Below are 22,038 nucleotides of genomic sequence, written 5' to 3'. Positions count from 1 at the left end.
TAAAACTAACCGACCCACGTCAACTGGTGATGTGGTGTGTAGGGCATAAGCCCGTTAAACAGGAATAACCATGAGCGAAAGCTTTGCAGAACTATTTGAAGAAAGCCTGAAATCCCTAGACATGCAGCCGGGTTCGATCATCTCCGGCATCGTGGTCGACATCGATGGTGACTGGGTTACCGTCCATGCTGGCCTGAAGTCTGAGGGCGTTATCCCAGTCGAACAGTTCTTCGACGAGCAGGGTGAACTGACCATTAAGGTTGGTGACGAAGTTCAGGTGGCTCTGGACGCGGTTGAAGATGGCTTCGGTGAAACCAAGCTGTCCCGCGAAAAAGCCAAGCGCGCCGAATCCTGGATCGTTCTGGAAGCAGCTTTCGCTGCCGAGGAAGTCGTCAAGGGTGTTATCAATGGCAAGGTCAAGGGTGGCTTCACCGTTGACATCAATGGCATCCGCGCCTTCCTGCCGGGTTCTTTGGTTGACGTTCGTCCGGTGCGCGACACTGCCCACCTGGAAAACAAAGAACTCGAATTCAAGGTCATCAAGCTGGACCAGAAGCGCAACAACGTTGTCGTTTCCCGCCGCAGCGTACTGGAAGCCGAGAACAGCGCCGAGCGCGAAGCTCTGCTCGAGTCTCTGCAAGAAGGTCAGCAAGTTAAAGGTATCGTCAAGAACCTCACCGACTACGGTGCGTTCGTTGACTTGGGCGGCGTAGACGGCCTGCTGCACATCACTGACATGGCTTGGAAGCGCATCAAGCATCCGTCAGAGATCGTGAATGTTGGCGACGAAATCGACGTTAAAGTGCTGAAGTTCGATCGCGAGCGTAACCGTGTATCGCTGGGTCTGAAGCAACTGGGCGAAGATCCATGGGTAGCTATCACCGGTCGTTACCCGGAAGGCACCCGTGTTCAGGCTCGCGTTACCAACCTGACCGACTACGGCTGCTTCGCTGAGCTGGAAGAAGGCGTTGAAGGTCTGGTGCACGTGTCTGAAATGGACTGGACCAACAAGAACATCCACCCGTCGAAAGTCGTTAATGTTGGCGACGAAGTGGAAGTTATGGTTCTGGACATCGACGAAGAGCGTCGTCGTATCTCCCTGGGTATCAAGCAGTGCAAGAGCAACCCGTGGGAAGACTTCTCCAGCAACTTCAACAAGGGCGACAAGATCTCCGGCACCATCAAGTCGATCACCGATTTCGGTATCTTCATCGGCTTGGACGGCGGCATCGACGGTCTGGTTCACCTGTCCGATATTTCTTGGAACGAAGTGGGCGAAGAAGCCGTACGTCGCTTCAAGAAGGGCGACGAGCTGGAAACCGTCATCCTGTCTGTTGATCCAGAGCGTGAGCGCATCTCCCTGGGCATCAAGCAGCTGGAAGACGATCCGTTCAGCAACTTCGTATCTCTGAACGACAAAGGCGCCATCGTTAACGGTACCGTTAAGGAAGTTGACGCTAAAGGTGCTGTGATCGTTCTGGCTCCGGAAGTTGAAGGCGTGCTGAAGGCCTCTGAGCTGAGCCGTGACCGCGTTGAAGACGCGCGTAACGTGCTGAAAGAAGGCGAAGCTGTTGAAGCTAAGATCATCAGCGTTGACCGCAAGTCTCGCGCCATCATCCTGTCCATCAAGGCCAAGGATTTTGACGACGAGAAAGATGCTATGAAAGAACTGCGTAACAAGCAGGACGTCGAAGCATCGGGTCCGACCACCATTGGTGATCTGATCAAGGCTCAGATGGAAGGCAAGAACTAATACGTTCTTACATTCTGTCGAAAAAAGGGCGACTTAGGTCGCCCTTTTTTATTGACAGTGCGTTTTGCTTAGTTGTAAGTGATGTGCGGCGCGTGATAAAACAGTGCTGGAGTTACCTAGTCGCTTGAAAACTAAGGGAAAAGCATGACCAAGTCAGAGCTGATTGACCGCATTGTTCAGCATCAGGGGCAACTGTCTTCTAAAGACGTCGAGCTGGCCATTAAGACCATGCTGGAGCAAATGTCACAAGCGCTCGCCACCGGCGAACGGATTGAGATACGCGGCTTTGGGAGCTTTTCTTTGCACTACCGTGCACCTCGCTTAGGGCGTAATCCTAAGACCGGCGATTCAGTAACGCTGGATGGCAAGTACGTGCCGCACTTCAAGCCCGGCAAAGAACTGCGCGATCGGGTTAACGAAGACGAATAACTAACCGACCTTTAAGGTATCTGCCATGCGGTACAGCATGAGCAGTTTCTTGGTTAGCGTCTGCTGAATATCCTGCCGCTCGAAAACAGAGAGATGAGGCAGGTTTTCTAGTTGTAAGCGATGCATGTGCAGATAGGGCATCTGCTCATCGAATTCGCGTAAATCACCTTTCATAAGAATGGGCAAAAACGCATCGCCGATCTTGCGTTGATCGCTGATGATGCGCGCAATCGCCTGCTTAAACGGCATGAACTTAGGTGCCGGTTGCCCTTTGCCAAGGTGCGCAGCGAGCACTAAACCCTGCTTGCCGAGTAACTCACCGGGCATGATGCACAGGCCTGTTTTGCGAATTGCGGCAGTGCGAATGCTGTGTAGGGTGTCGTGAAAGGCATACGGATTAGGCAGCACAACCATCTTGCGGCCTTGCTCGGTAGGGAAGTGCAGGTTGTAGTTGGTATAAATCTGCTCTACCGATTCGGAGTAGACGCACAAACGGTTTTCAAACAGCCGAATAAAGCGCTCGGCAAAGTCCCTTTTGCTGATGTGATCCATGTCCCAAACAAGATCAGAGTTGTCCTGTTGTTTGAGCACTTCGCTGTTGGTCATATTACGCCTTGAACTGTTGAGCTAACGCACTGACCTGATCGGCAAGCTGCTTGAGGCTGTCGCCTGCACGGGTAGTCTTCTCTGCAGAGTTTAAACTCTGGTGTGAGTATTGTGCAGCTTCGGTGACATTGCGATTAATGTCCTCCACTACATGCGACTGCTGCAAAATGGCGCTGGCAATTGAGGCATTCAGCCCAGACAGATTGCGCAGCACTTGGGTGATCGTTTCTAGGCTATCGCCGGCCTTGCTGGCTTGCTCAACCGTGACGCTAGATACGCGGCTGCTTTCGGTAATCACATTCACCGCAGCATCGGAGTTGCTTTGCAGTTTTTCGATCATGCTTTGGATTTCTTGCGTCGATTGTTGCGTGCGCTGGGCTAAAAGGCGCACCTCGTCAGCAACCACAGCAAAGCCGCGGCCCATCTCGCCGGCGCGAGCTGCTTCAATCGCCGCGTTAAGCGCGAGTAGATTGGTTTGCTCGGCAATGGTGCGTATCACCTCAAGCACCTTGTTGATTTCGTTGCTCTCGCTGGCCAAGCGCTGAATAACATCCACCGCATTGCCGATGGTGTTGGAAAGCTCGTTGATTTGCGTGATGCCGCTTTGGATGCTGGTCTGCCCTTGTTCGGCGGCTTTTTCTGCTTGGCGAACCTCATTGGCGGCTTGCTCGGCATTTTTTGCCACGTCTTGTACGCCGTAAGACACTTCGTTAACTGCCGTGGCGACCATTTCCATGCGTTGCGCTTGCTCTTGGCTTTGTACTTGGCCGTCGCGGCTAATCTGCGCCAGATCGCCGGCAGATACTTCAAGATCGCCGGCATTACCTGCCAGTTTACGCACGATGGTTTGCAGTTTTTCGGCAAATTGATTGAAGTGCCCAGCCAAGGCGGAAATTTCATCGCGGCCCTCTTGATTCAAGCGCCGAGTCAGGTCGCCGCGGCCGCTGGCGATGTCTTGCAGGGCATCTACCACGGTATCCAGCGGACGGGTAATGCTGCGACTTATCAACACGATTAATCCGGCGATCACCAGCAGTAACAGGCCTGTGGCTAAGCCTAAGCTCACCGCTTGCTGGGCAAATTGCGTCTCGACATCATCCACATACACGCCAGTGCCAATAATCCACCCCCAAGGCTGGAAGTGCTGGATGTAAGACACCTTAGCCACGGGGGCGTCTGCACCGGGTTTTGGCCAGTAGTAATCCACCACGCCATCATCAGACTTTTTCGCCAGCGCAACCATTTCGTTGAAGAGGAACTTGCCGTTGGGGTCTTTCACGGCCGAGAGGTCTTTACCGACTAAGTCTGCCTTAAACGGATGCATGACCATTTTGGGGCTTAAGTCGTTAATCCAGAAATAATCGTTGTCGCCGTAGCGAATGCTGCCGACGGCGCTTTTGGCAAGGTTCTGCGCTTCATCCTCGCTGAGTTTGCCGGCTTTAACCTGTGCGTGGTAATGCGCCACCAAGGTTAACGCCGATTCGGCAATGTGCTTGGTTTTCTCTACCTTGCTTTCGTAGAGGGTGCTTTTCAGGTTGCTCAGGCTAAAGGCACTCAAGCCCAGTAAGCCGACGACCACTAAAAGCAAAATCGAGAGCAGACGGCGGCGGATGGGTAGTTGGCGCAGGTTGTTCATTATTGTTCTCCCGGCATAAAAAGAGCGGCACTTATTTGCAATCGTGATGTCACAGCGCCTAAGTAAAATGTCGGCGCCGCCCCGGTGAACTTAATGGCGGTGTTTCCTTTAGCGTAGTCGTCCTTTGGTCGTAAGGAGAGGGCACAGTGGATGTAGTGGGGTTGTTGCAGGCGTTACTGCTGGGTGTGGTGGAGGGGTTGACGGAATTTCTGCCGGTTTCCAGCACAGGTCATCAAATTATCGTCGCCGACCTGATTGGTTTTTCCGGCGAGAAAGCCAAAGCCTTCAATGTGATCATCCAGCTCGGCGCTATTTTGGCGGTTATTTGGGAATACCGCCGCAAGGTATGGGCAGTGACGACAGGCGTGACGCACCAACCGGCGGCGCAAAAATTCACCATCAACCTGCTGATAGCCTTCTTACCAGCCGTGGTGCTTGGTTTGTTGTTTGCCGATGTGATTAAGGAGTATCTGTTCAACCCGCTGACTGTGGCTGCGGCCTTGGTGGTGGGTGGGGTGGTGATGATCTGGGCAGAGCGCCGCGAGCATCAGATCCGTGTCGAGTCGGTTGATGAATTACGCTGGCAGGATGCGTTGAAGATTGGCTTCGCCCAATGCTTGGCGATGATTCCCGGTACTTCACGTTCGGGGGCAACTATTATCGGCGGTTTGCTATTTGGCTTGTCACGCAAAACGGCCACTGAGTTTTCGTTCTTTTTGGCCATGCCCACCATCGCCGGTGCAGCGGTATACGACTTGTATAAACACCATGCGCTCTTTGCCGGCGATGACTTGCCGTTGCTGCTAACGGGCTTTGTCGCGGCGTTTATCAGCGCCTTGCTGGCCGTCAAAGCGTTGCTGAAGTTTATCGCCCACCACAGCTACGTGGTCTTTGGCTGGTATCGCATCGTTTTTGGCGGGCTGATTTTATTGACCTGGCAGTTCGGCTGGGTGGCCTGGAACGGCGCAGCCGCGCACGGCCCTTAAGGCTTCGTCGACACGCTTGCAACGCTCGCCCAGCTTTGAGCTAGGCTGATACTGTTGAGGAAGCCTCACGGGAGGGCGTTAGCGTGTCTGGGATTGACCTATGGGATGACGACGTCGGTGATGCCGCAAGCAGCGAGCCGAGTGCGCTAAGCGTTTTATTGTTGGCCAGCCCGCAATTGGCCAGCACATGGAGCAAAGACTTAGATGCTTATGGTATCGAGCTAACCGACGATGCCAGCCAGCCTTACGAGTTGGTGCTGGTTGAAGAGGCCTGGCCGCACGCCATGGCGCAATTGGGTGAGACCTTTACGGTAGCCAACGAAGACCGCCCACCGTTTTTGTTCTTGCTCAATGAAGCCGATGAAGCGCAGTGCTTACGCGCGTTTGCCGCCGGGGCCGACGAGTATGTGCACTTGCCGATCTCCGCGGCTGCATTTGCCGCACGTTTACGTCGTTCGGCGCAAACACTGCGCGAGCAAAAAACGCTTAAGGTGCAGCTGGACGAATCCTCGCGTATCGCTTTTCAGGCCATGAGCCTGAATGCCGAGCTCGGGCGCATCTTGCAGTTCATGGAGTCCAGCTTTGCTTGCCAAACCTTTGAAACCGTGGCCCAGCTGGCACTAAGCGCGTTGGCTGAGTTTGGCTTGCATTGCAGCTTAGGGATTTTCCATCCCGGTGGGCTTGAGTATTTCTATGACGATGGCCTAGAACGCACCATTGAGCGTGAAGTGGTGGAGATCGCCCGTAACCAAGGCCGCATTGCCGACTTTGGCCCGCGCACTATCGTTAATTACCCGCATGTGGGTTTGTTGGTGCGCAACATGCCGTTGCACGACCCCATTCGTTATGGGGTCATCAAAGATCATATTTGCTTTGTCGCTAACGCATTAGATGCGCGCGTCGCCGCTATGCTCACCGAGCGCGCGGCAAAAGACCGCGCGGTGCGCATTCAGGCCACAGCGGCGGTGCTACAGCAGATGATTGCCGAGATGGAAGACGCCAAGCTGCAACTCACGCGGGTGAGTACCCAAGAGCTTGAAGGCATGCTGGATAACCTGCATGTTGAGTTTTCCCAGTTGTGCTTAACCGCGCCGGAGGAAGATCGCCTGATGCACTTACTGACAGAATCCAGCGAGAGGATTAACCACTTATTTAAATCCACCGCTGAGCAAGACAAGGCCTTTCAGACCCTGCTCAAGCAGGTGGCCAGCACACTGGAGCGCTAACTGCTTGAACTTTAACGGCTTGCGAGCCTCAAACCCTGAAAGCGCAAGGGGGAGACTGCATGCGACTCACACCGCTGTTGTGTTTACTGGGGCTACTATCGACGTCGGCTTATGCTGAATCTGTGGCTAGCCCAGGTGGTTTTGGCTTGGGGCAGCCTTTGTATCAAGGCGACTTAGACCTAACCCCGCCTAAGGCTGAGCGTCATAGTGCTGAAGTGATAGAGGATGGCGCGTTATTGCCGGATATGTTCGCGCCACAAAGCGGGCGTAGCGTTAAGGTGGATGGCAGTTTAACCACGGGCGACAGTGGCGGTAGCTTCTTGCTAGACCCTAAAAGTATCGAAGGCGCCGAGTTGCGTATCAGCATCCCTAATTGATCGCCCTTGCTTAGACGATAGCAAATAGCACTAAGGCCAGCATCTGCTGGCCTTAGTGTTTGCCTCAACCGTTAGGGTGGTTGCGGCGGTATGGGAACACATCAATCACAGTACCGGCGCGAATTTGCTCCTGCAGGCCTTGCCAGTAACTGGCCTCAAACAAATCAGCGTGCATCTTGCTGAATAGGCGGCGCAGCTTAATGTCAGCAAACAGGAAAACCGGGAACTCTTCCGGGAACACATCGTTAGGCCCGACGCTGTACCAAGGTTCGCTGGCCATCTCGTCTTCGGGGTAGCGTGGCGGTGGAATCTTGCGGAAGTTTACTTCGGTCAGGTAGCAGATCTCGTCGTAGTCATAGAACACCACGCGGCCATGCCGGGTTACGCCGAAGTTCTTCAGCAGCATATCGCCGGGGAAGATATTCGCCGCGGCGAGTTGTTTGATCGCCATGCCGTAGTCATCAATGGCGGCGAGTGTTTGGTTCTCGCTGGCGGTTTCTAAGTACATGTTCAGCGGAATCATCCGCCGTTCCACCCACATGTGCTCAATCACTACGTGGTCGCCATCGAGACGAATAATCTCGCTGGCTACCTCAAGCAGCTCATCCAAGCACTCTTTTTCAAACTTGGCTTTAGGCACACGCACGTGGCTGAACTGTTGGGTGTCGGCCATGCGGCCCACGCGGTCGTGGCGTTTTACCAGATCGTATTTTTCCTTAACGATCTGTTTGTTCACCTCTTTAGGCGGGGCGAATTTGTCTTTGATGATCTTGAAGACGGTGTTAAAGCCCGGCAGGGTGAACACGCTCATCACCATGCCGCGTACGCCGGGGGCCATGATGAACTTGTCATCGGTATTGGCCAGGTGATTGAGCATGGCGCGGTAGAACTCGGTTTTGCCGTGCTTATAAAAGCCCAGCGAGCTGTACAGCTCGGCGGCTTGTTTGCCGGGCAAAATCTGCTTTAAGAAAGCCACAAACTCAGCGGGTACCGGCACTTCAACGAGGAAGTAAGAGCGGGTGAAGGAGAAGATAATCGACACTTCGGCTTCATCGGTGATCACGGTATCCAGCGCGATGCCTTTGCCTTCGCGATGCACCAGCGGAATCACCAGTGGCCACTGCTCGTCGCAGCTTTTAATCCGGCCGACCAAGTAAGCGCCTTTGTTGCGGTAAAACACTGGGCGCAAGAACTCGATGATCAGCTCTGGGTCTTTCTGCACCCAATCGGGCAGGGCAGTTTGTAAGTGATCGAGCAGCAATTTGGCGTCGCGCGCAACATCGTCGTAGGGCACGGCGAAACGGTAGTCATGCAGAATGCGTGCGGCGACGTCTTCTAGCTCGCCTTTCACCTCGTAGCGCCACGTTTGCGGCAGGCGATTGCGGCTGTGCATGGACGGGCGTGTGGTGTGCACGAACATGCAGCCATCGCTGATGTGATCGTGATGGAACACGCTGCAGAAGATCGAGTTAAACCAAGTTTCCGACAACTCGTCGTCTAAGCGTGGCTCGATCAGCTGGATGTAGGCGTTTTTCACCATCGGCCATTCGTCGAGGCTGTGCATGGCTTGATCGCCATAGCGGGCGCTAAAGCGCTTAACCACTTCGTCGACTTTGGCCTCGTATAAATTGATGCGCTCGGCCGAGGCTTGTTGTGCCTCTTGCCAGCGGGCCTGCTCAAAACGCTCGGCCGCGCCTTGAGTGATCTCGCGAAAACGCGCGCGGTAAGAATCAAAACCATCAAGAATCAGCTGCGCAATATCGCTGGCCTGGTTGGGGGTGAGCATCAAGGTGTCCTTCTGCGAGGCTTAAAGTCGATAAGTGGTTTATTCGCCGCAGGGCGGCTGGCCGGCAATGCCTGTCATCGCTGCCGGCAACTCGCGAGAGCGACGTTGCGCAGCATGCAGCTGTTCGGTTGTTAAGCGGCTTTCCAGCCCGTCACGCAGGGTGACGACCTCTGGGTCGCCGGCGCTAGCGGCTAAATTGAGCCAAGCATAAGCCTGCTCAATGTCTTTCGGCAGGCCGTAACCCACCACTTGCAGCGCGCCGAGGCGAGCCTGTGCTTGGCTGTTGCCGGCTTTTGCCGCAAGCAGCCAGCACTGCGCCGCGCGGCGGTAAGCAGCGCGGGCATAGTAGTGATCGGCCAACAGGCTCGCGGCGGGTAACGAGCCCGCGCGCACTGCTTTACGCAGCCAGGGCTCGGCCTCGTTAGCGGGCAACTGGCGCGCTAGCTTGAGTTGGGCTTCCGGCAGGCCACCGCGTGCGGCCATTTCTAGCTCGTGCAGCGCGGCGGCTTTATCGCCATGGCGGGCGGCTTGCTCGGCATTTAAGTAATGCTCTGCAGTGCCGGGTTTGAGCTCAGCGGCCACGCCCACCGCGCTGGTGCAAGCACACAGCGCGAGTATGCCGAAATGCAGGGCGCGCATTTACTGGGTGAGCTCCTGTTCGGTGAACAGGCCGTCAAACAGCATGCTCGACAGGTAGCGCTCGCCAGAGTCCGGCAGAATCACCACGATGGTTTTGCCTTGCATGGCCGGCTCTTGCGCCACTTTAACGGCCGCTGCCATCGCCGCACCGCACGAGATACCGCAGAGAATGCCTTCTTCACGCATCAGGCGCAGGGCCATGGCTTTGGCGTCGTCATCATTAACTTGCTCGACGCGGTCGACCATATCCAGATCCAAGTTCTTCGGCACAAAACCTGCGCCAATGCCTTGGATTTTGTGCGGCGCCGGTTTGACCTCGGCGCCGGCGATGGTCTGGCTGATGACTGGTGAGCTGACCGGCTCAACCGCAATCGAGGTGATCTTCTTGCCGCAGGCTTGCTTGATATAACGCGACACGCCGGTGATGGTGCCGCCAGTGCCGACGCCCGCGACCAGCACGTCGATAGCGCCGTCGGTGTCATTCCAGATTTCTGGGCCGGTGGTCTTTTCGTGAATCGCCGGGTTGGCTGGGTTTTCGAACTGCTGCAGCAGTAAGTATTTGCTGCTATCGGAGGCGGCAATTTCGGCGGCTTTTTCAATCGCGCCTTTCATGCCCTTGGCCGGTTCGGTGAGGATCAGCTCGGCACCCAAGGCTTTCAACACTTTGCGGCGCTCTAAGCTCATCGAGGCCGGCATGGTCAGAATCAGCGGATAGCCGCGCGAGGCGGCGACAAACGCCAAGCCAATGCCGGTGTTGCCGCTGGTGGGCTCGACGATGGTCATGCCGGGCTTTAAACGGCCGGCTTCTTCGGCATCCCACACCATGCTGGCGCCGATACGGCATTTAACGGAGTAGGCGGGGTTGCGGCCTTCGTTTTTCGCCAGAATGGTTACGCCTTCTGGGCCTAAACGGTTGATGCGGATCAGCGGCGTGTTACCAATGGCTTGCGAGTTGTCGTTGTAAATGCGGCTCATGGTCGTTCCTTGCCTTAAAAGCCCTAAGCCTAAGGCGCGGCGCCGATAGCGTCTAGGGCCTGAGCCCGTTTGTGCACGACCGCGACAAGGCTTGCTGAGCCTTTTGCTTCAGCCCTTTGACGGTGCTGCCTATAAGTAGAGTGTAGGCGGCGACAGGCTTGTCCCTCCGGGTTGCGCGGCAAATGGTGCCATACGTCGTTACCCAGCTTGATCAGGGAATAACCATTACCTGCGCTGTGTGCCTAGTCCTGGCGCCATTTGCCGCAGCAACGCGGTGCATGCACAAACGGGATCAGGCCCTAGCATCTATAGAGCTAAATCAGCGTGCTGGATAAGGCTCTGTTGTGCCGACTACCGGCGTTTTGATTGGCTGGCAAACGCTTGTTTGAAATTTGCTCGGGGCATACCATGAAAGTCTTTCGCAAGCTCATGCCCAGGATCAAAACGATGAAGTTCGAAGGTACTAAGTCTTACGTTGCCACCGACGACCTGAAGCTGGCCGTCAATGCCTCCATCACGCTGCAGCGTCCGCTGCTGGTTAAAGGTGAGCCGGGCACCGGCAAGACCATGCTGGCTGAGCAGCTGGCCGAGGCCTTCGGCGCCAAGCTGATTACCTGGCACATTAAGTCGACCACCAAGGCGCATCAGGGTCTGTACGAATACGACGCGGTGAGCCGTCTGCGTGACTCGCAGCTGAACTCCGACAAAGTTCACGATGTGCGCAACTACATCAAGAAGGGCAAGTTGTGGGAGGCCTTCGAGTCTGAGGAGCGGGTGATTCTGCTGATCGACGAAATCGATAAGGCCGATATCGAGTTCCCCAACGACTTGCTGCAAGAACTCGACAAGATGGAGTTCTACGTTTACGAGACCGATGAAACCATTAAGGCTGCGCAGCGCCCGATCATCATCATCACCTCGAACAACGAAAAAGAGCTGCCGGATGCCTTCCTGCGTCGCTGTTTCTTCCATTACATCGCCTTCCCCGATCGCGACACGCTGAAGAAGATCGTCGATGTGCATTACCCGAAAATCAGTGCTGACTTAGTCAACGAAGCGCTGGAAGTGTTCTTCGACGTGCGCAAAGTGCCGGGCCTGAAGAAGAAACCGTCGACCAGCGAGTTGGTGGATTGGTTGAAGCTGCTGATGGCCGACAACATTGGCGAAGCCGTGCTGCGTGAGCGTGATCCGACTAAAGCCATTCCGCCGTTGGCCGGTGCTTTGGTGAAGAACGAACAAGATGTGCAGCTGCTGGAGCGTTTGGCTTTCATGAGCCGTCGCGCAGGCCGCTGATCGCGCACTTGTAGGGTGGGTTAGGCTCGGCCGTAACCCACCAACCAGCCGCAAGGCTGGCCATGCCGATGCCGATGGCATCCCATGGTGGGTTACGCCGCTACGCGACTAACCCACCCTACGGATATTCGTGAGGCCGCTGTTATGCTGCTTAACCTGTTCAATGAAATGCGCTCGGCCAAAGTGCCGGTGTCGGTACGCGAGCTGCTCGACTTGATCAATGCGCTCAAGCACAACGTCGTGTTCGCTGACATGGACGAGTTTTACTACCTCGCCCGCGCCATCTTGGTGAAGGACGAGCGCCATTTCGATAAGTTCGACCGTGCCTTCGGCGCGTACTTTAAGGGCCTAGAAAACCTTAACGAGCATATCGAAGCGCTGATCCCCGATGAGTGGCTGCGCAAAGAATTCGAACGCACGCTAACGGATGAAGAGCGCGCCAAAATCGAATCGCTCGGCGGCTTGGATAAGCTGATCGAGGAGTTTAAAAAGCGCCTCGAAGAGCAGAAAGAACGCCACGCCGGCGGTAACAAGTGGGTCGGGACCGGCGGCACCAGCCCGTTTGGTTCGGGCGGCTTTAACCCCGAAGGCATTCGCGTCGGCGATGCCGGCAAGCGCCAAGGTAAAGCCGTTAAGGTGTGGGATCAGCGCGAGTACAAAAACCTAGACGATCAGGTTGAGCTAGGCACGCGCAACATTAAAGTGGCGCTGCGCCGTTTGCGTAAATTCGCCCGTGAAGGTGCCGCCGATGAGTTCGATTTGAACGGCACCATCGACCACACCGCCAAAGACGGCGGCTTGCTGAACATTCAAATGCGCCCCGAGCGCCGCAACACGGTAAAACTGTTGCTGCTGCTGGATATCGGCGGCTCGATGGACGCGCACGTCAAAGTCTGCGAAGAGCTGTTCTCGGCCTGTAAAACCGAGTTTAAGCACTTGGAGTACTTCTACTTTCACAACTTCATTTACGAAAGCGTGTGGAAGAACAACCTGCGCCGTACCAGCGAACGCACCAGCACCTTCGATTTGCTGCACAAATACGGCTCGGACTACAAAGTGGTGTTTGTCGGCGATGCAGCGATGGCGCCGTATGAAATCACCCAAGCCGGCGGCAGCGTTGAGCACTGGAACGAAGAAGCCGGCTACGTGTGGATGCGCCGCTTTATGGACAAGTTCAAGAAGGTGATTTGGATTAACCCGTACCCAAAACACACCTGGGACTACACTGCATCCACCCAGCTGGTGCGTGAGTTAACCCACGAGCAAATGTACCCGCTGACTTTGCAAGGCCTTGAAGAAGGCATGCGCTTCTTAGCCAAGTAAGTGCTGCTGTTAACAAAAAGCCCGCGACAATTTCGCGGGCTTTTTGTTGATGGGGTAGGGGTTAGAAGCGAATCCGCCCGGTAAAGGCATCTTTGAGCATCACCCAGTCACCCATGAAGCTCCACAGTGGGTATTTGAAAGTGGCAGGTTTGTTCTTCTCAAACACGAAATGCCCAACCCAAGCAAAGCCGTAACCGGCCACCGGTAATGCCAACAGCCACAACCACGCTTGGTTGATGACGGCGTAGGCCAAAATGCTCAGCACCAGCAAGCTGCCAACATAGTGCAGGCGACGGCACACGTCGTTGCTGTGCTCTTGCAGGTAGTAGGGGTAGAACTCGGCAAAGCTGTGGAATTCGCTTTGTTTCACGGTGTTGTCCATGGGGCGCCTCCGGTAGACATCTTCTTATGCACTTACCTTAGGCCGAGCGACTGGGGCTGGCACTGACTTTGGCGGCCAGATTAAGATGCGCGTATCGCATAAAAACACCACAAGACGATGGCGCAACGTACAACTTCTTCCAATTGGGCGCGCAGCATGGTGGCTGCGCTAGAGCTTGGCGGCGTGGACTGCCGAGCGATTTTTGCCGAGCTAGCGCTGGACTACGCCGCGCTGGATGACCCCGAGGCGCGCTTCGCCCAAGACGCCATGACCCAGCTCTGGCAAACCGCCGTAGAGCGCAGCGGCAACCCGGCGATTGGCCTAAATATGGCGCAGGTGATTCGCCCGTCGGCGTTTAACTTGGTGGGCTATGCGCTGATGTCTAGCCGCAATCTGCTCGAGGGCTTTCAGCGCATGGTGCGTTATCAGCGCATCATCGCCGAGGGCTCGGACTTATCACTGAAAGTGCAGCCCGATAGTGTCGATTTGTGCTTGGCCATTCATGGCGACCAGCTGCCGCCGGCGCGGCAGTCGGCCGAAGCGGCGTTGGCGTTTTCGCTAGCTTTTTGTCGGTGGTTGAGTGGTCGCGCCATCGAGCCCTTAGAGGTGCGTTTATGTGGGCCGGAACCGGACGACATCAGCCCCTATCAGAAGGTGTTTGCCATTCGTCCGCGCTTTGCTCAAGTCGACTATGCACTGCGGTTTTCCCGTGATGACCTGCAGTACCCGCTACCCAGTGCCAACGACAGTCTGGCGCAACTGCACGACCACTATGCCGGCGAGTATTTGGCGCGCTTTGGCGACAGCCGCGTAACCCATCAGGTGCGCCAGCTGTTGTGCCGTTTATTGCCGCAAGGCGAGCCGAAGCGCGATGAGGTGGCGCAGCAGCTAAATATGTCCAGCCGCACCTTGCAGCGCCGCTTGCAGGAAGAAGGCAGCGGCTTTCAGCAGTTGCTCGATGAGTGCCGGCAAGGCTTGGCGTTGCAGTACCTGCGCCAGCCCGAGATCTCGTTATTAGAAGTGGCGTTTTTACTCGGCTTTGCTGACCCGAGTAACTTCTTCCGCGCCTTCCGTCGCTGGTTTGCCATGACGCCCAACGAGTATCGCGAGCAGCACGCCGGCGATACCCATCAGTGACGCCAAAAGGCGCGGGTTAGCGGCACTAGCAAGGTCAGAATCTCCAAACGGCCTAGCAGCATGCCTAAGGTCAGCAGCCACTTAGCCGCATCCGGCAGGCTGGAGAAGTTACCCGCCGGGCCAATCACTGGGCCAAGTCCCGGGCCGACGTTACACACGGCCGTGGCAGCGCCGGTTAGTGCCGTCACCCAATCTAGCCCCAATAAACCAAGGCCCAAGGCAATGGCGCCGATGGTGATGGTGAAGAAGAACGAAAAGGTAATCAGCGAGCGGATGATGTCCTCATCCAGCGGATGGCGATTGTACTGCTGGGTAATCACCGCACGCGGATGGATCATTAACGTGAGGTTGGCCTTAAGCAGCACATAAGCCACCTGAAAGCGGAAGATTTTTAAACCGCCGGCGGTGGAGCCAGAACAGCCACCGACAAAGGTGAGATAGAAAAACACCAAAATCGCAAAGCCGCCCCAGGTGGTGTAGTCGCCCAAGGCAAAACCGGTGGTGGTGACGACTGAGGTGACATTCACCGCCACGATGCGCAGTGCATCCCACCAAGCATGCTCGGAGTGCAGGGTGAGCCACAGGGCGAGCAAAACCCAGGTGACCAGCAAGAAGGCACAGAAGCCGCGCACTTGTTGATCTTTAATCAGAGCGCGGTAATTGCCGCGCCCAGCAGCCACCAGCAGGGTGAAGGGTAGGCTGCCCAAAATCATAAAAACCACCGCCACCCAATGCACGGCAGGTTGCTGCCAGTTGGCCAGCGAGCTATCGGAGGTAGAAAACCCGCCGGTGGAGATAGTCGCCATAGCGTGGTTGATGGCATCGAACGGCTGCATGCCTGCTGCCCAGTAGGCGAGAAAAGCCAGCAAGGTGAGCAGGCTGTACAAGCCGAGAATGTATTTGGCGATCATGTGCGAGCGCGGCAGCACCTTATCGCCCCAGTCGGAGGATTCGGTTTGGAACAGGCGCATGCCACCAATGCGCAGCAACGGCAGAATCGCTACCGCCATGCCGATAAAGCCAATGCCGCCCAGCCAGTGCAGCATCGAGCGCCAGATCAGCAGGCCGGCAGGGGCATGATCGAGCCCCACCAATACCGTAGAGCCGGTGGTGGTGATGCCGGACATGGTTTCGAAGAAGGCGTCGGTGTAGCTGATTTCCTGAATGATCACCATCGGCAGGGCGGCAAAAATACACACCACGATCCAGCTGGTGCCGGTCAGCAGGTACATGTCGCGCGGGCGCAGTTCGCCGCGATCGCGATAGCCCATGCCGATCAACACAGAACCGGCAATAAAGGTGATACCGGCAGAATGAATAAAGGCTGATAAGTGCTCGGGGTGGTGATCGAGAATCACGATCAGCATGGGCACCAGCATGCTGCCAGCCAGTGCGAGCAAGAAAATGCCGAGGATGTAACTGACACTACGCAGCGATGCCAGAGGCATGTGAGTGCTCCGCAAGGGGGATTAGTGACGCCAGAATGCGCCCGTCAACAGCACCAGCAGGGTAACAATTTCTAAGCGGCCCAGTAGCATGCCCAGCGACAGCAGCCATTTGGCCGTGTCGGGCAGACTACCAAAGTTGCCCGCCGGGCCGATGGTTTCACCAAGGCCGGGGCCGACGTTACACACCGCAGTGGCGGCACCGGTCAATGCGGTAATCGGATCTAACCCTAATAGGCTTAGCGCCAAGGCCAGCAAGCCAATGGTGATGGTGAAGAAGAACGAGAAGGCCAAAATCGAGCGCACGATATCTTCATCGAGCACATGGCGGTTGTACTTTTGAATCAGCACCGCGCGTGGGTGCACCATCTGCTTTAAGTTGCCGCGCAGTAAGGTGAGGGCGACTTGAAAGCGGAAGATCTTTAAACCGCCGGTGGTCGAGCCTGAGCAGCCACCGATAAACGCGATGTAGAAAAAGATCATAAAGGCGAAGCTGCCCCACAGGCTGTAATCGCCTACGGCGTAGCCGGTGCCAGTGATGATGCTGGTGGAGTTAAACATCACCAAACGCAGCGAATCCATAAAGGCATGGTCGCCGCTGTGCCATTGCCACAGGGTAAAGACAAACCAGATGCCGCACAGAATCAGCAAAAAGCCGCGCACTTGTTCGTCTTTCCACAGAGGGCGCAAGTTGCCGCGAAACGCCGCGACATACAGGGTAAAGGGTAAGCTGGCGAGCAACATGAAGGGGATCGCCGCCCAGTGCGCCGCATCACTGAACTTGCCCATCGAGTTGTCGGAGGTGGAATAACCGCCGGTAGAAACCGTGGTTAAGGCGTGGTTGATGGCATCGAACCACCCCATGCCCGAAGCCAGATAAGCGCCGATGCAGGCAAAGGTGAAGGTGAAATACACCAACACAATGTACTTAGCCGCCACGTGCGAGCGCGGCATGATTTTGTCGCCCCAGTCGGACGACTCGGTCTGGAACAGTTTCATACCACCGACGCGCAGCAAGGGCAGAATCGCTACCGCCATGCCGATAAAGCCAATACCGCCAAGCCACTGCAGCAACGAGCGCCACAGCAACAAACCCGGTGAGAGGTTATCCAACCCGCTTAATACCGTAGAGCCGGTGGTGGTGATGCCCGACATGGTTTCGAAGAAGGCATCGGTGTAGCTCATGTGCTCAATCAGCACCATGGGCAGCGCACCGAAGGTGCACACCACAATCCAGCTGGCACTGGTGAGAAAGTACATATCGCGCGGACGCAGACTGGCGTTTTTTGGCCGACCTTGGCCGACTAAGAAGCAGCCGGTGACAGCGGTAATCAGGCTCGACCAAAGAAAGGCGTTCAAGTCTTGCGGTTGATTCATCACCAGCAGGCCAACCATAGGTACCAACATGGCAATGGCGAGGGTGATCAGAAAAATACCGAGAATGAAGCCAATAATGCGTAAGGTCGACAGAGACATTGCGTCAGCAGGCGGGGTCTGGCTAAGGGTGGCTCATTCTAACGGTGTGGCAGGGCGTGTAAAGAAAAAACACGGCGGGTGAGGGTGCGTTCTGGCGCTTGCTCGTGGCCTTGTCGGCCCCCGCTGCGCCTGTGTTGAGCACAGTGGCGCAGCGGGTGTTCAAGCTTACTGGCAGGGCTGGCCTACCGAGGTCAGCGCACGCTTAAAGAACTGCAGTTGGTAGCCCGAACTAGCCGCTTTGTTGCACAGCTTAGTGCTGTATTTGCGGTATTCGGCGATAAACACCGCTTTACCCTGTGCGGTAAAGGCGCTGTAGCCGCCACACTCGTTGTAGCGATAGCAGCTTTCGTTTAGCGCAAAGTCAAAGTGGTTAACCAGCTGCGGGATCAGCTCTACGGCGTTTTTCAGTGCAATGCCTAATTGGCGGGCATGCGCTTGGTCGGCCAGCCAGCGGTTGAAATCAACCTGATCCGCTTCGCTCAGGCCTAGGCCGTTATCGTTGCTGTAACCGTCTATGTTGTCCGGCTCGACTGCGTGGCAGCCTTTGCTGGCGGCCAAATCAAGGCGTTTGGCCAATAAGGTGCGCACTTGCGGGTTGCGGATGTCTAGCCAGCGCTCGCCCGGCCAGCCCGATAAGTTATTGCCCAAGGCACTCTGCGGGTACTGCGCGGCATCGTCGCGCCAGTCTTCCCAGCTCCCGGCGCTGAAATAGCACACCACAATGCGGCCTTGCGCTTTCAAGTTGGCGATGGTGCTGGCAGGGGTGTCGTACAAGTCGATGTCGTACACGTGGCGATTGGGGTACTGCAAGGTGCCACTGAGCTGCCAGTGCCAACTGGACGTCGGCGGAATGCTAACCGGTGAAGCGGTGCAGAGGCTGCCCATCAGGGAGCCAAACACGGCGCAGAAGAAACTGAGCATGGTTTTAGGGTTCGAGAACATGATGACCTCCGCAGATAGTGCCTGATTCCACAGGGAACGTGTTGAGGCTAGCGTTGGGGGCTTGGCACTGCTTGCAGTATCGCTAGAATCTGCGGGGCGGTTGGCAAAATTTGATGAATTTTTGGCGTCATTTATTTGTTGCTGGTTGTTTTGACCACTTCAGCGCCGCTGCAATCCTCTTTTCTCGGGCAATTTCGTTATTGGTGAGTGGTCTAACATGTCGGCTCAAAGTCCGTGTATGTCGTGTGGCGCCTGCTGCGCGTATTTTCGTGTGTCGTTTTATTGGGGGGAGTGTCAGTCGGCCGGTGGTACGGTGCCGGACTCACAGGTGATCGCCGTATCACCGCATTTGGTGGCCATGATCGGCACCGATCGCAAGCCGGCGCGTTGTGCCAACCTGCTTGGCGATGTTGGCAGCGAAGTGCGCTGCACTATGTATGAGCAGCGCTCGAGCACCTGCCGCGAGTTCGCGAGTTCCTGGGAAAACGGCGTACATAACCCCGATTGCGACAAAGCACGGGCAGCGCATGGTTTGCCGCCGCTGCCGCGCCCATTTGAGCCAGAACTAACGCCGGTAGTGGCTTAAACGCCGGGCAAAAAAAAGGCCGCCAGTGCGTGCTGGCGGCCTAGTGGCTCAATAGCAAAGATTTGGGGGCGCTGATTTAATCGGCGAACGGCTCAAGCACAAGGCGTACGGAGCGCAGTAAGCGAGACATACCGTCTGGTAGGCAAGCTTGCGAGCACCGCACAACGCAGTGATTGTGATGTGCAGCCATTAAAGCAGTGCCTCCTAGTTACCAGCGTAAATCCGCTTGCTGAATATGCTGATAAAGGCTGTCGTTAAGGGCTTGATAACCAGCCTCGCCGGGTAGCCATGCCCACAGCGGCTCGCCAGAGCACTCGGCAGGGTTAAAGCCGGCACGCTTTAAATCGGTTTTTTGATATTTGAAGGTGCCGGTGGTTTGCAGCTGCGTTTGAATGCGCAAGAACAGCGGAATGGCGTACACCGGCAGTTCATTTTGCAAATGTGCCAGCAAGGCTTGGCAGAAGGCGGCGTCTGCCTGCCTGCCCGCTGCCAAGCCAATGGCGGCCATACCGCAGCGACCGTTGGTGTTGGGAATCTCCACGCCGTAGACAATCGCATGCTCGACACCGGGGAAAGCCATCAGCGCGCTTTCCACTTCGGTGGTGGAGACGTTTTCGCCTTTCCAGCGGAAGGTGTCACCTAAACGGTCGACAAACTGCGCATGTTTGCAGCCAATGGCGCGCATCATGTCGCCGGTGTTAAACCACGCATCGCCCTGTTTAAACACGTCGCGCAGAATCACCGCTTCGCTTTTCGCGGGGTCGGTGTAGCCATCGAATGGCCATTTTTTGCTGATCTCGCTGATCAACAAACCCGGCTCGCCGTCGGCCACTTGCTCAAGACGTCCTTTGGCGCAGCGCACCGGGCGGTTGTTGTCCATGTCATAACGCACGATGGCAAAGGTGGCTGGCGAGTAACCCACGGTGTTGTCGAAGTTGAACACGTTGGTAAAGCCAATATTGCCTTCGCTGGCGGCGTAGAACTCGGTGACGCGCTCAATGCCAAAGCGGGTTTTGAACTCCTGCCAAATTGATGGGCGCAGGCCGTTGCCGATCATCGAGCGCAGGGTGTTGTGCTTTTCTTCCGGGCACTCCGGCTGGTTGAGCAAATAGCGGCACAGTTCGCCGATATAGCCAAAGCTGGTGGCTTGGTAGAAGGCCACGTCTTTCCAGAAGTTGCTCGCCGAGAATTTGCGCCGCAGGGCAATGGCCGCGCCACCGGCCAGTGCCGAGCTCCAGCACACAGTCACGGCGTTGTTGTGGTAGCAGGGCAGCGTCACATACAGCACATCGTCGCTGCTGAGGGCCAAGCCCGAATGGCCAAAACCGCCGTAGCACTTGATCCACTTGCCGTGGCTCATGATCGACGCTTTCGGAAGGCCCGTGGTGCCGGAGGTGTAGATATAGAAGCAGGCGTCTTTTAAGCGCACCTGCGCGGTTTCTGGCAGATTGCTGTCGGCGGCACTCAGCGCGCGCTCGCCGAGGTTTTGCCAACCTTGCGGGGCCTGAGCATTGCTCGTGAGGGTATCGGCGTCGGCGACAAAATAGCGCACGCCTTGCGCGGCGGCGCCGGCAATCTCGTCATGCACTTCGGCAAAGGCTTCTTGCATTTCTTCGCCGACCACAAAACGCTTGGGGCTGACCAAGTTCAAACTGTGGATCAGCACTTTGCCGCGCTGGGTTGTGTTGATCAGCGCGCCAATGGCACCGAGCTTAGTTAACGCAGCTAGCGTGGCTAGTAGCTCTAGGCGGTTTTCCAACATGATGGCCACGACATCGCCGTGCTGCACGCCATCGGCCTTAAATACATGCGCTAGGCGATTAGCCCACGCATTGAACTGGCGATAAGTCAGGCGGCGCTGTTCATCTAAAACGGCTAAACCATCCGGGTTGCGCTCGGTGGCTTTTTGCAGTGCCCAAGCCAGTGACAATGGCTTATCGCGGTTGCGAATGCCCGCGTAGTAGAGGCCTTTCAGTAGGCGGGGCAAGCGGGGCAGTTGACTGGGCAGTTGGCGAATAAAACGGGAAGGGGTGATCAGGTCGGCTTGGCTCATGAGCTGTCCTTGCGCTTATTGTTGTGAAGGGCCGGGCATCCGGCCTTAAGGCGAAGGTAAACCCGAATGCTAATCAGCTTCAAGGCAAGACCCCTTGGCCTTGCCGCCTGAAGGCTGGTCAGTTGAGTCAATCAACAAATAAATCGGTCATCAATTTGCCGGCCGGATCGTAGCGGTAATGCTCGAAATCGCTGACGCCGTGCTCACGCAGAATTTCTTCGTCGATCAACAGGCGGCCGCTGATTTGCCGCTCGCTGCTGGACAAAATCACCTGCGCGGCATCGGCCATAATCGCTGGCTTGCGCGCTGCTTTCATCACTGCGGGGCCGCCGGCTTCGAACTCGATAGCGGCGGTGGCGATCACGGTTTTTGGCCACAGTGCGTTCACGCTGATGCCGTACTTTTTGAACTCTTCGTGCATACCAATGGTGAGCATGCTCATGCCGTACTTGGTGGTGGTGTAGGGACCGTAGTTGGCGAACCACTTAGGGTCGAGGTTCAGCGGCGGGCACAGGCTTAAAATATGGCCCTTGGACTTTTTCAAGTACGGTAGCGCCGCTTGGCTGGCGACCATCACCGCGCGGGTGTTGATTTGGAACATCAGGTCGTAGCGCTTGGGCTCTAAGTGCTCGACGCCCATCAGGCGGATGGCTCCGGCGTTGTTGATCAGCGCGTCGATGCCACCGAATTTCTCTGCCGCTTCGGCCATGGCGGCTTTTACTGCGGCTTCGTCGCGCACATCCATTTGCAGCGGCAGCGCTTGGCCACCAGCGGCGACCACTTCTTCGGCCACGCTAAAAATGGTGCCCGGCAGCTTAGGATGCGGCTCGGCACTTTTCGCCGCGATGACGATATTGGCGCCTTCGGCGGCGGCTTTTAAGGCGATCTCGCGGCCAATGCCACGGCTGGCGCCGGTGATAAATAGGGTTTTACCGTTAAGGCTCATGAGTATTCTCTAGGGGTAAGGTTGCAATGGTTATATGTGGGG

20 protein-coding genes are annotated in these 22,038 nt (G+C 56.3%); 9 read left to right on the top strand and 11 right to left on the bottom strand.

Annotation, left to right across the window (positions count from 1 at the left end; translation table 11 throughout):
- Positions 1-70 precede the first annotated feature (70 nt).
- Both rpsA and ihfB read left to right on the top strand, forming a co-directional pair.
- Positions 71-1,753 carry a 30S ribosomal protein S1 gene (rpsA, locus tag BMX80_RS14035; protein WP_074869634.1) on the top strand — a complete coding sequence of 561 codons (1,683 nt, stop codon included), beginning with the start codon at positions 71-73 and terminating at the stop codon, positions 1,751-1,753.
- A 144-nt stretch (positions 1,754-1,897) separates the two neighbouring features.
- Positions 1,898-2,182 (top strand): integration host factor subunit beta, encoded by a 285-nt coding sequence (gene ihfB, locus BMX80_RS14030; RefSeq protein ID WP_071872365.1) that lies wholly within the window; start codon positions 1,898-1,900, stop codon positions 2,180-2,182.
- Here the strand turns inward: ihfB and BMX80_RS14025 are convergent, their stop codons facing one another.
- Together BMX80_RS14025 and BMX80_RS14020 are read right to left on the bottom strand one after the other, a co-directional pair.
- The gene (locus BMX80_RS14025) at positions 2,183-2,788 is read right to left on the bottom strand and encodes a hypothetical protein (RefSeq protein WP_071872364.1); all 606 of its coding nucleotides are present in this window, start codon (positions 2,786-2,788) and stop codon (positions 2,183-2,185) included.
- Between the two features lies 1 nt (position 2,789).
- The gene (locus tag BMX80_RS14020) at positions 2,790-4,424 is read right to left on the bottom strand and encodes a methyl-accepting chemotaxis protein (RefSeq protein WP_074869631.1); all 1,635 of its coding nucleotides are present in this window, start codon (positions 4,422-4,424) and stop codon (positions 2,790-2,792) included.
- Positions 4,425-4,570: 146 nt separating this feature from the next.
- Between BMX80_RS14020 and BMX80_RS14015 the strand changes: the two genes are divergently transcribed.
- From BMX80_RS14015 to BMX80_RS14005, 3 genes are all read left to right on the top strand, one after another.
- Positions 4,571-5,410, top strand: a complete 840-nt coding sequence (locus BMX80_RS14015; protein ID WP_074869628.1) for an undecaprenyl-diphosphate phosphatase — start codon at positions 4,571-4,573, stop codon at positions 5,408-5,410.
- 83 nt (positions 5,411-5,493) lie between these two features.
- Positions 5,494-6,636: a hypothetical protein gene (locus BMX80_RS14010; RefSeq protein ID WP_074869626.1), complete on the top strand. Its 1,143-nt coding sequence runs from the start codon at positions 5,494-5,496 to the stop codon at positions 6,634-6,636.
- A 59-nt stretch (positions 6,637-6,695) separates the two neighbouring features.
- A complete protein-coding gene (locus BMX80_RS14005; protein WP_074869623.1) occupies positions 6,696-7,013 on the top strand; it encodes a hypothetical protein in 318 nt (105 codons plus the stop codon).
- A gap of 64 nt (positions 7,014-7,077) precedes the next feature.
- Here BMX80_RS14005 and aceK read toward each other — a convergent pair whose 3' ends face one another.
- The 3 genes from aceK to cysK are packed head-to-tail and all read right to left on the bottom strand — an operon-like array spanning position 7,078 to position 10,413.
- The gene (gene aceK / locus BMX80_RS14000; protein WP_071872359.1) at positions 7,078-8,799 is read right to left on the bottom strand and encodes a bifunctional isocitrate dehydrogenase kinase/phosphatase; all 1,722 of its coding nucleotides are present in this window, start codon (positions 8,797-8,799) and stop codon (positions 7,078-7,080) included.
- Between the two features lie 39 nt (positions 8,800-8,838).
- Positions 8,839-9,438: a tetratricopeptide repeat protein gene (locus tag BMX80_RS13995; RefSeq protein WP_071872358.1), complete on the bottom strand. Its 600-nt coding sequence runs from the start codon at positions 9,436-9,438 to the stop codon at positions 8,839-8,841.
- The gene (gene cysK / locus BMX80_RS13990; protein WP_074869620.1) at positions 9,439-10,413 is read right to left on the bottom strand and encodes a cysteine synthase A; all 975 of its coding nucleotides are present in this window, start codon (positions 10,411-10,413) and stop codon (positions 9,439-9,441) included.
- A gap of 447 nt (positions 10,414-10,860) precedes the next feature.
- Here cysK and BMX80_RS13985 point away from each other — a divergent pair, with 447 nt between their 5' ends.
- Positions 10,861-11,706: an AAA family ATPase gene (locus tag BMX80_RS13985; RefSeq protein WP_071872356.1), complete on the top strand. Its 846-nt coding sequence runs from the start codon at positions 10,861-10,863 to the stop codon at positions 11,704-11,706.
- Between the two features lie 144 nt (positions 11,707-11,850).
- A complete protein-coding gene (locus tag BMX80_RS13980) occupies positions 11,851-13,029 on the top strand; it encodes a vWA domain-containing protein (RefSeq protein ID WP_071872355.1) in 1,179 nt (392 codons plus the stop codon).
- Between the two features lie 61 nt (positions 13,030-13,090).
- Here the strand turns inward: BMX80_RS13980 and BMX80_RS13975 are convergent, their stop codons facing one another.
- Positions 13,091-13,411: an Mpo1-like protein gene (locus tag BMX80_RS13975; RefSeq protein ID WP_071872354.1), complete on the bottom strand. Its 321-nt coding sequence runs from the start codon at positions 13,409-13,411 to the stop codon at positions 13,091-13,093.
- A gap of 117 nt (positions 13,412-13,528) precedes the next feature.
- Between BMX80_RS13975 and BMX80_RS13970 the strand changes: the two genes are divergently transcribed.
- Positions 13,529-14,548, top strand: coding sequence for an AraC family transcriptional regulator (locus tag BMX80_RS13970; protein ID WP_074869617.1), 1,020 nt, complete (start codon positions 13,529-13,531; stop codon positions 14,546-14,548).
- Here BMX80_RS13970 and BMX80_RS13965 read toward each other — a convergent pair.
- The 3 genes from BMX80_RS13965 to BMX80_RS13955 form a co-directional block, all read right to left on the bottom strand.
- On the bottom strand, positions 14,542-15,996 hold the full coding sequence (locus BMX80_RS13965; RefSeq protein WP_074869614.1) for a TrkH family potassium uptake protein: 1,455 nt from the start codon (positions 15,994-15,996) through the stop codon (positions 14,542-14,544). The genes BMX80_RS13970 and BMX80_RS13965 overlap by 7 nt on opposite strands.
- Before the next feature lie 21 nt (positions 15,997-16,017).
- The gene (locus tag BMX80_RS13960) at positions 16,018-17,469 is read right to left on the bottom strand and encodes a TrkH family potassium uptake protein (RefSeq protein ID WP_071872351.1); all 1,452 of its coding nucleotides are present in this window, start codon (positions 17,467-17,469) and stop codon (positions 16,018-16,020) included.
- 165 nt (positions 17,470-17,634) lie between these two features.
- Complete coding sequence (locus BMX80_RS13955; protein ID WP_139214147.1) at positions 17,635-18,411, bottom strand: endo alpha-1,4 polygalactosaminidase; 777 nt, start codon at positions 18,409-18,411, stop codon at positions 17,635-17,637.
- A 217-nt stretch (positions 18,412-18,628) separates the two neighbouring features.
- Here BMX80_RS13955 and BMX80_RS13950 point away from each other — a divergent pair, with 217 nt between their 5' ends.
- Positions 18,629-18,997, top strand: a complete 369-nt coding sequence (locus tag BMX80_RS13950; RefSeq protein ID WP_071872350.1) for a YkgJ family cysteine cluster protein — start codon at positions 18,629-18,631, stop codon at positions 18,995-18,997.
- Positions 18,998-19,205: 208 nt separating this feature from the next.
- On the opposite strand, the gene BMX80_RS13945 is transcribed toward BMX80_RS13950, so the two are convergent.
- Complete coding sequence (locus BMX80_RS13945; RefSeq protein WP_074869612.1) at positions 19,206-21,050, bottom strand: long-chain-acyl-CoA synthetase; 1,845 nt, start codon at positions 21,048-21,050, stop codon at positions 19,206-19,208.
- Positions 21,051-21,177: 127 nt separating this feature from the next.
- Positions 21,178-21,996: an SDR family oxidoreductase gene (locus BMX80_RS13940; RefSeq protein ID WP_074869609.1), complete on the bottom strand. Its 819-nt coding sequence runs from the start codon at positions 21,994-21,996 to the stop codon at positions 21,178-21,180.
- Positions 21,997-22,038 lie beyond the last annotated feature (42 nt).

Source organism: Atopomonas hussainii (assembly GCF_900109735.1).
GTDB lineage: Bacteria > Pseudomonadota > Gammaproteobacteria > Pseudomonadales > Pseudomonadaceae > Atopomonas > Atopomonas hussainii.
The sequence above is the reverse complement of the archived record's forward strand: the minus strand, read 5'-3'. Positions and strand labels throughout refer to the sequence as shown.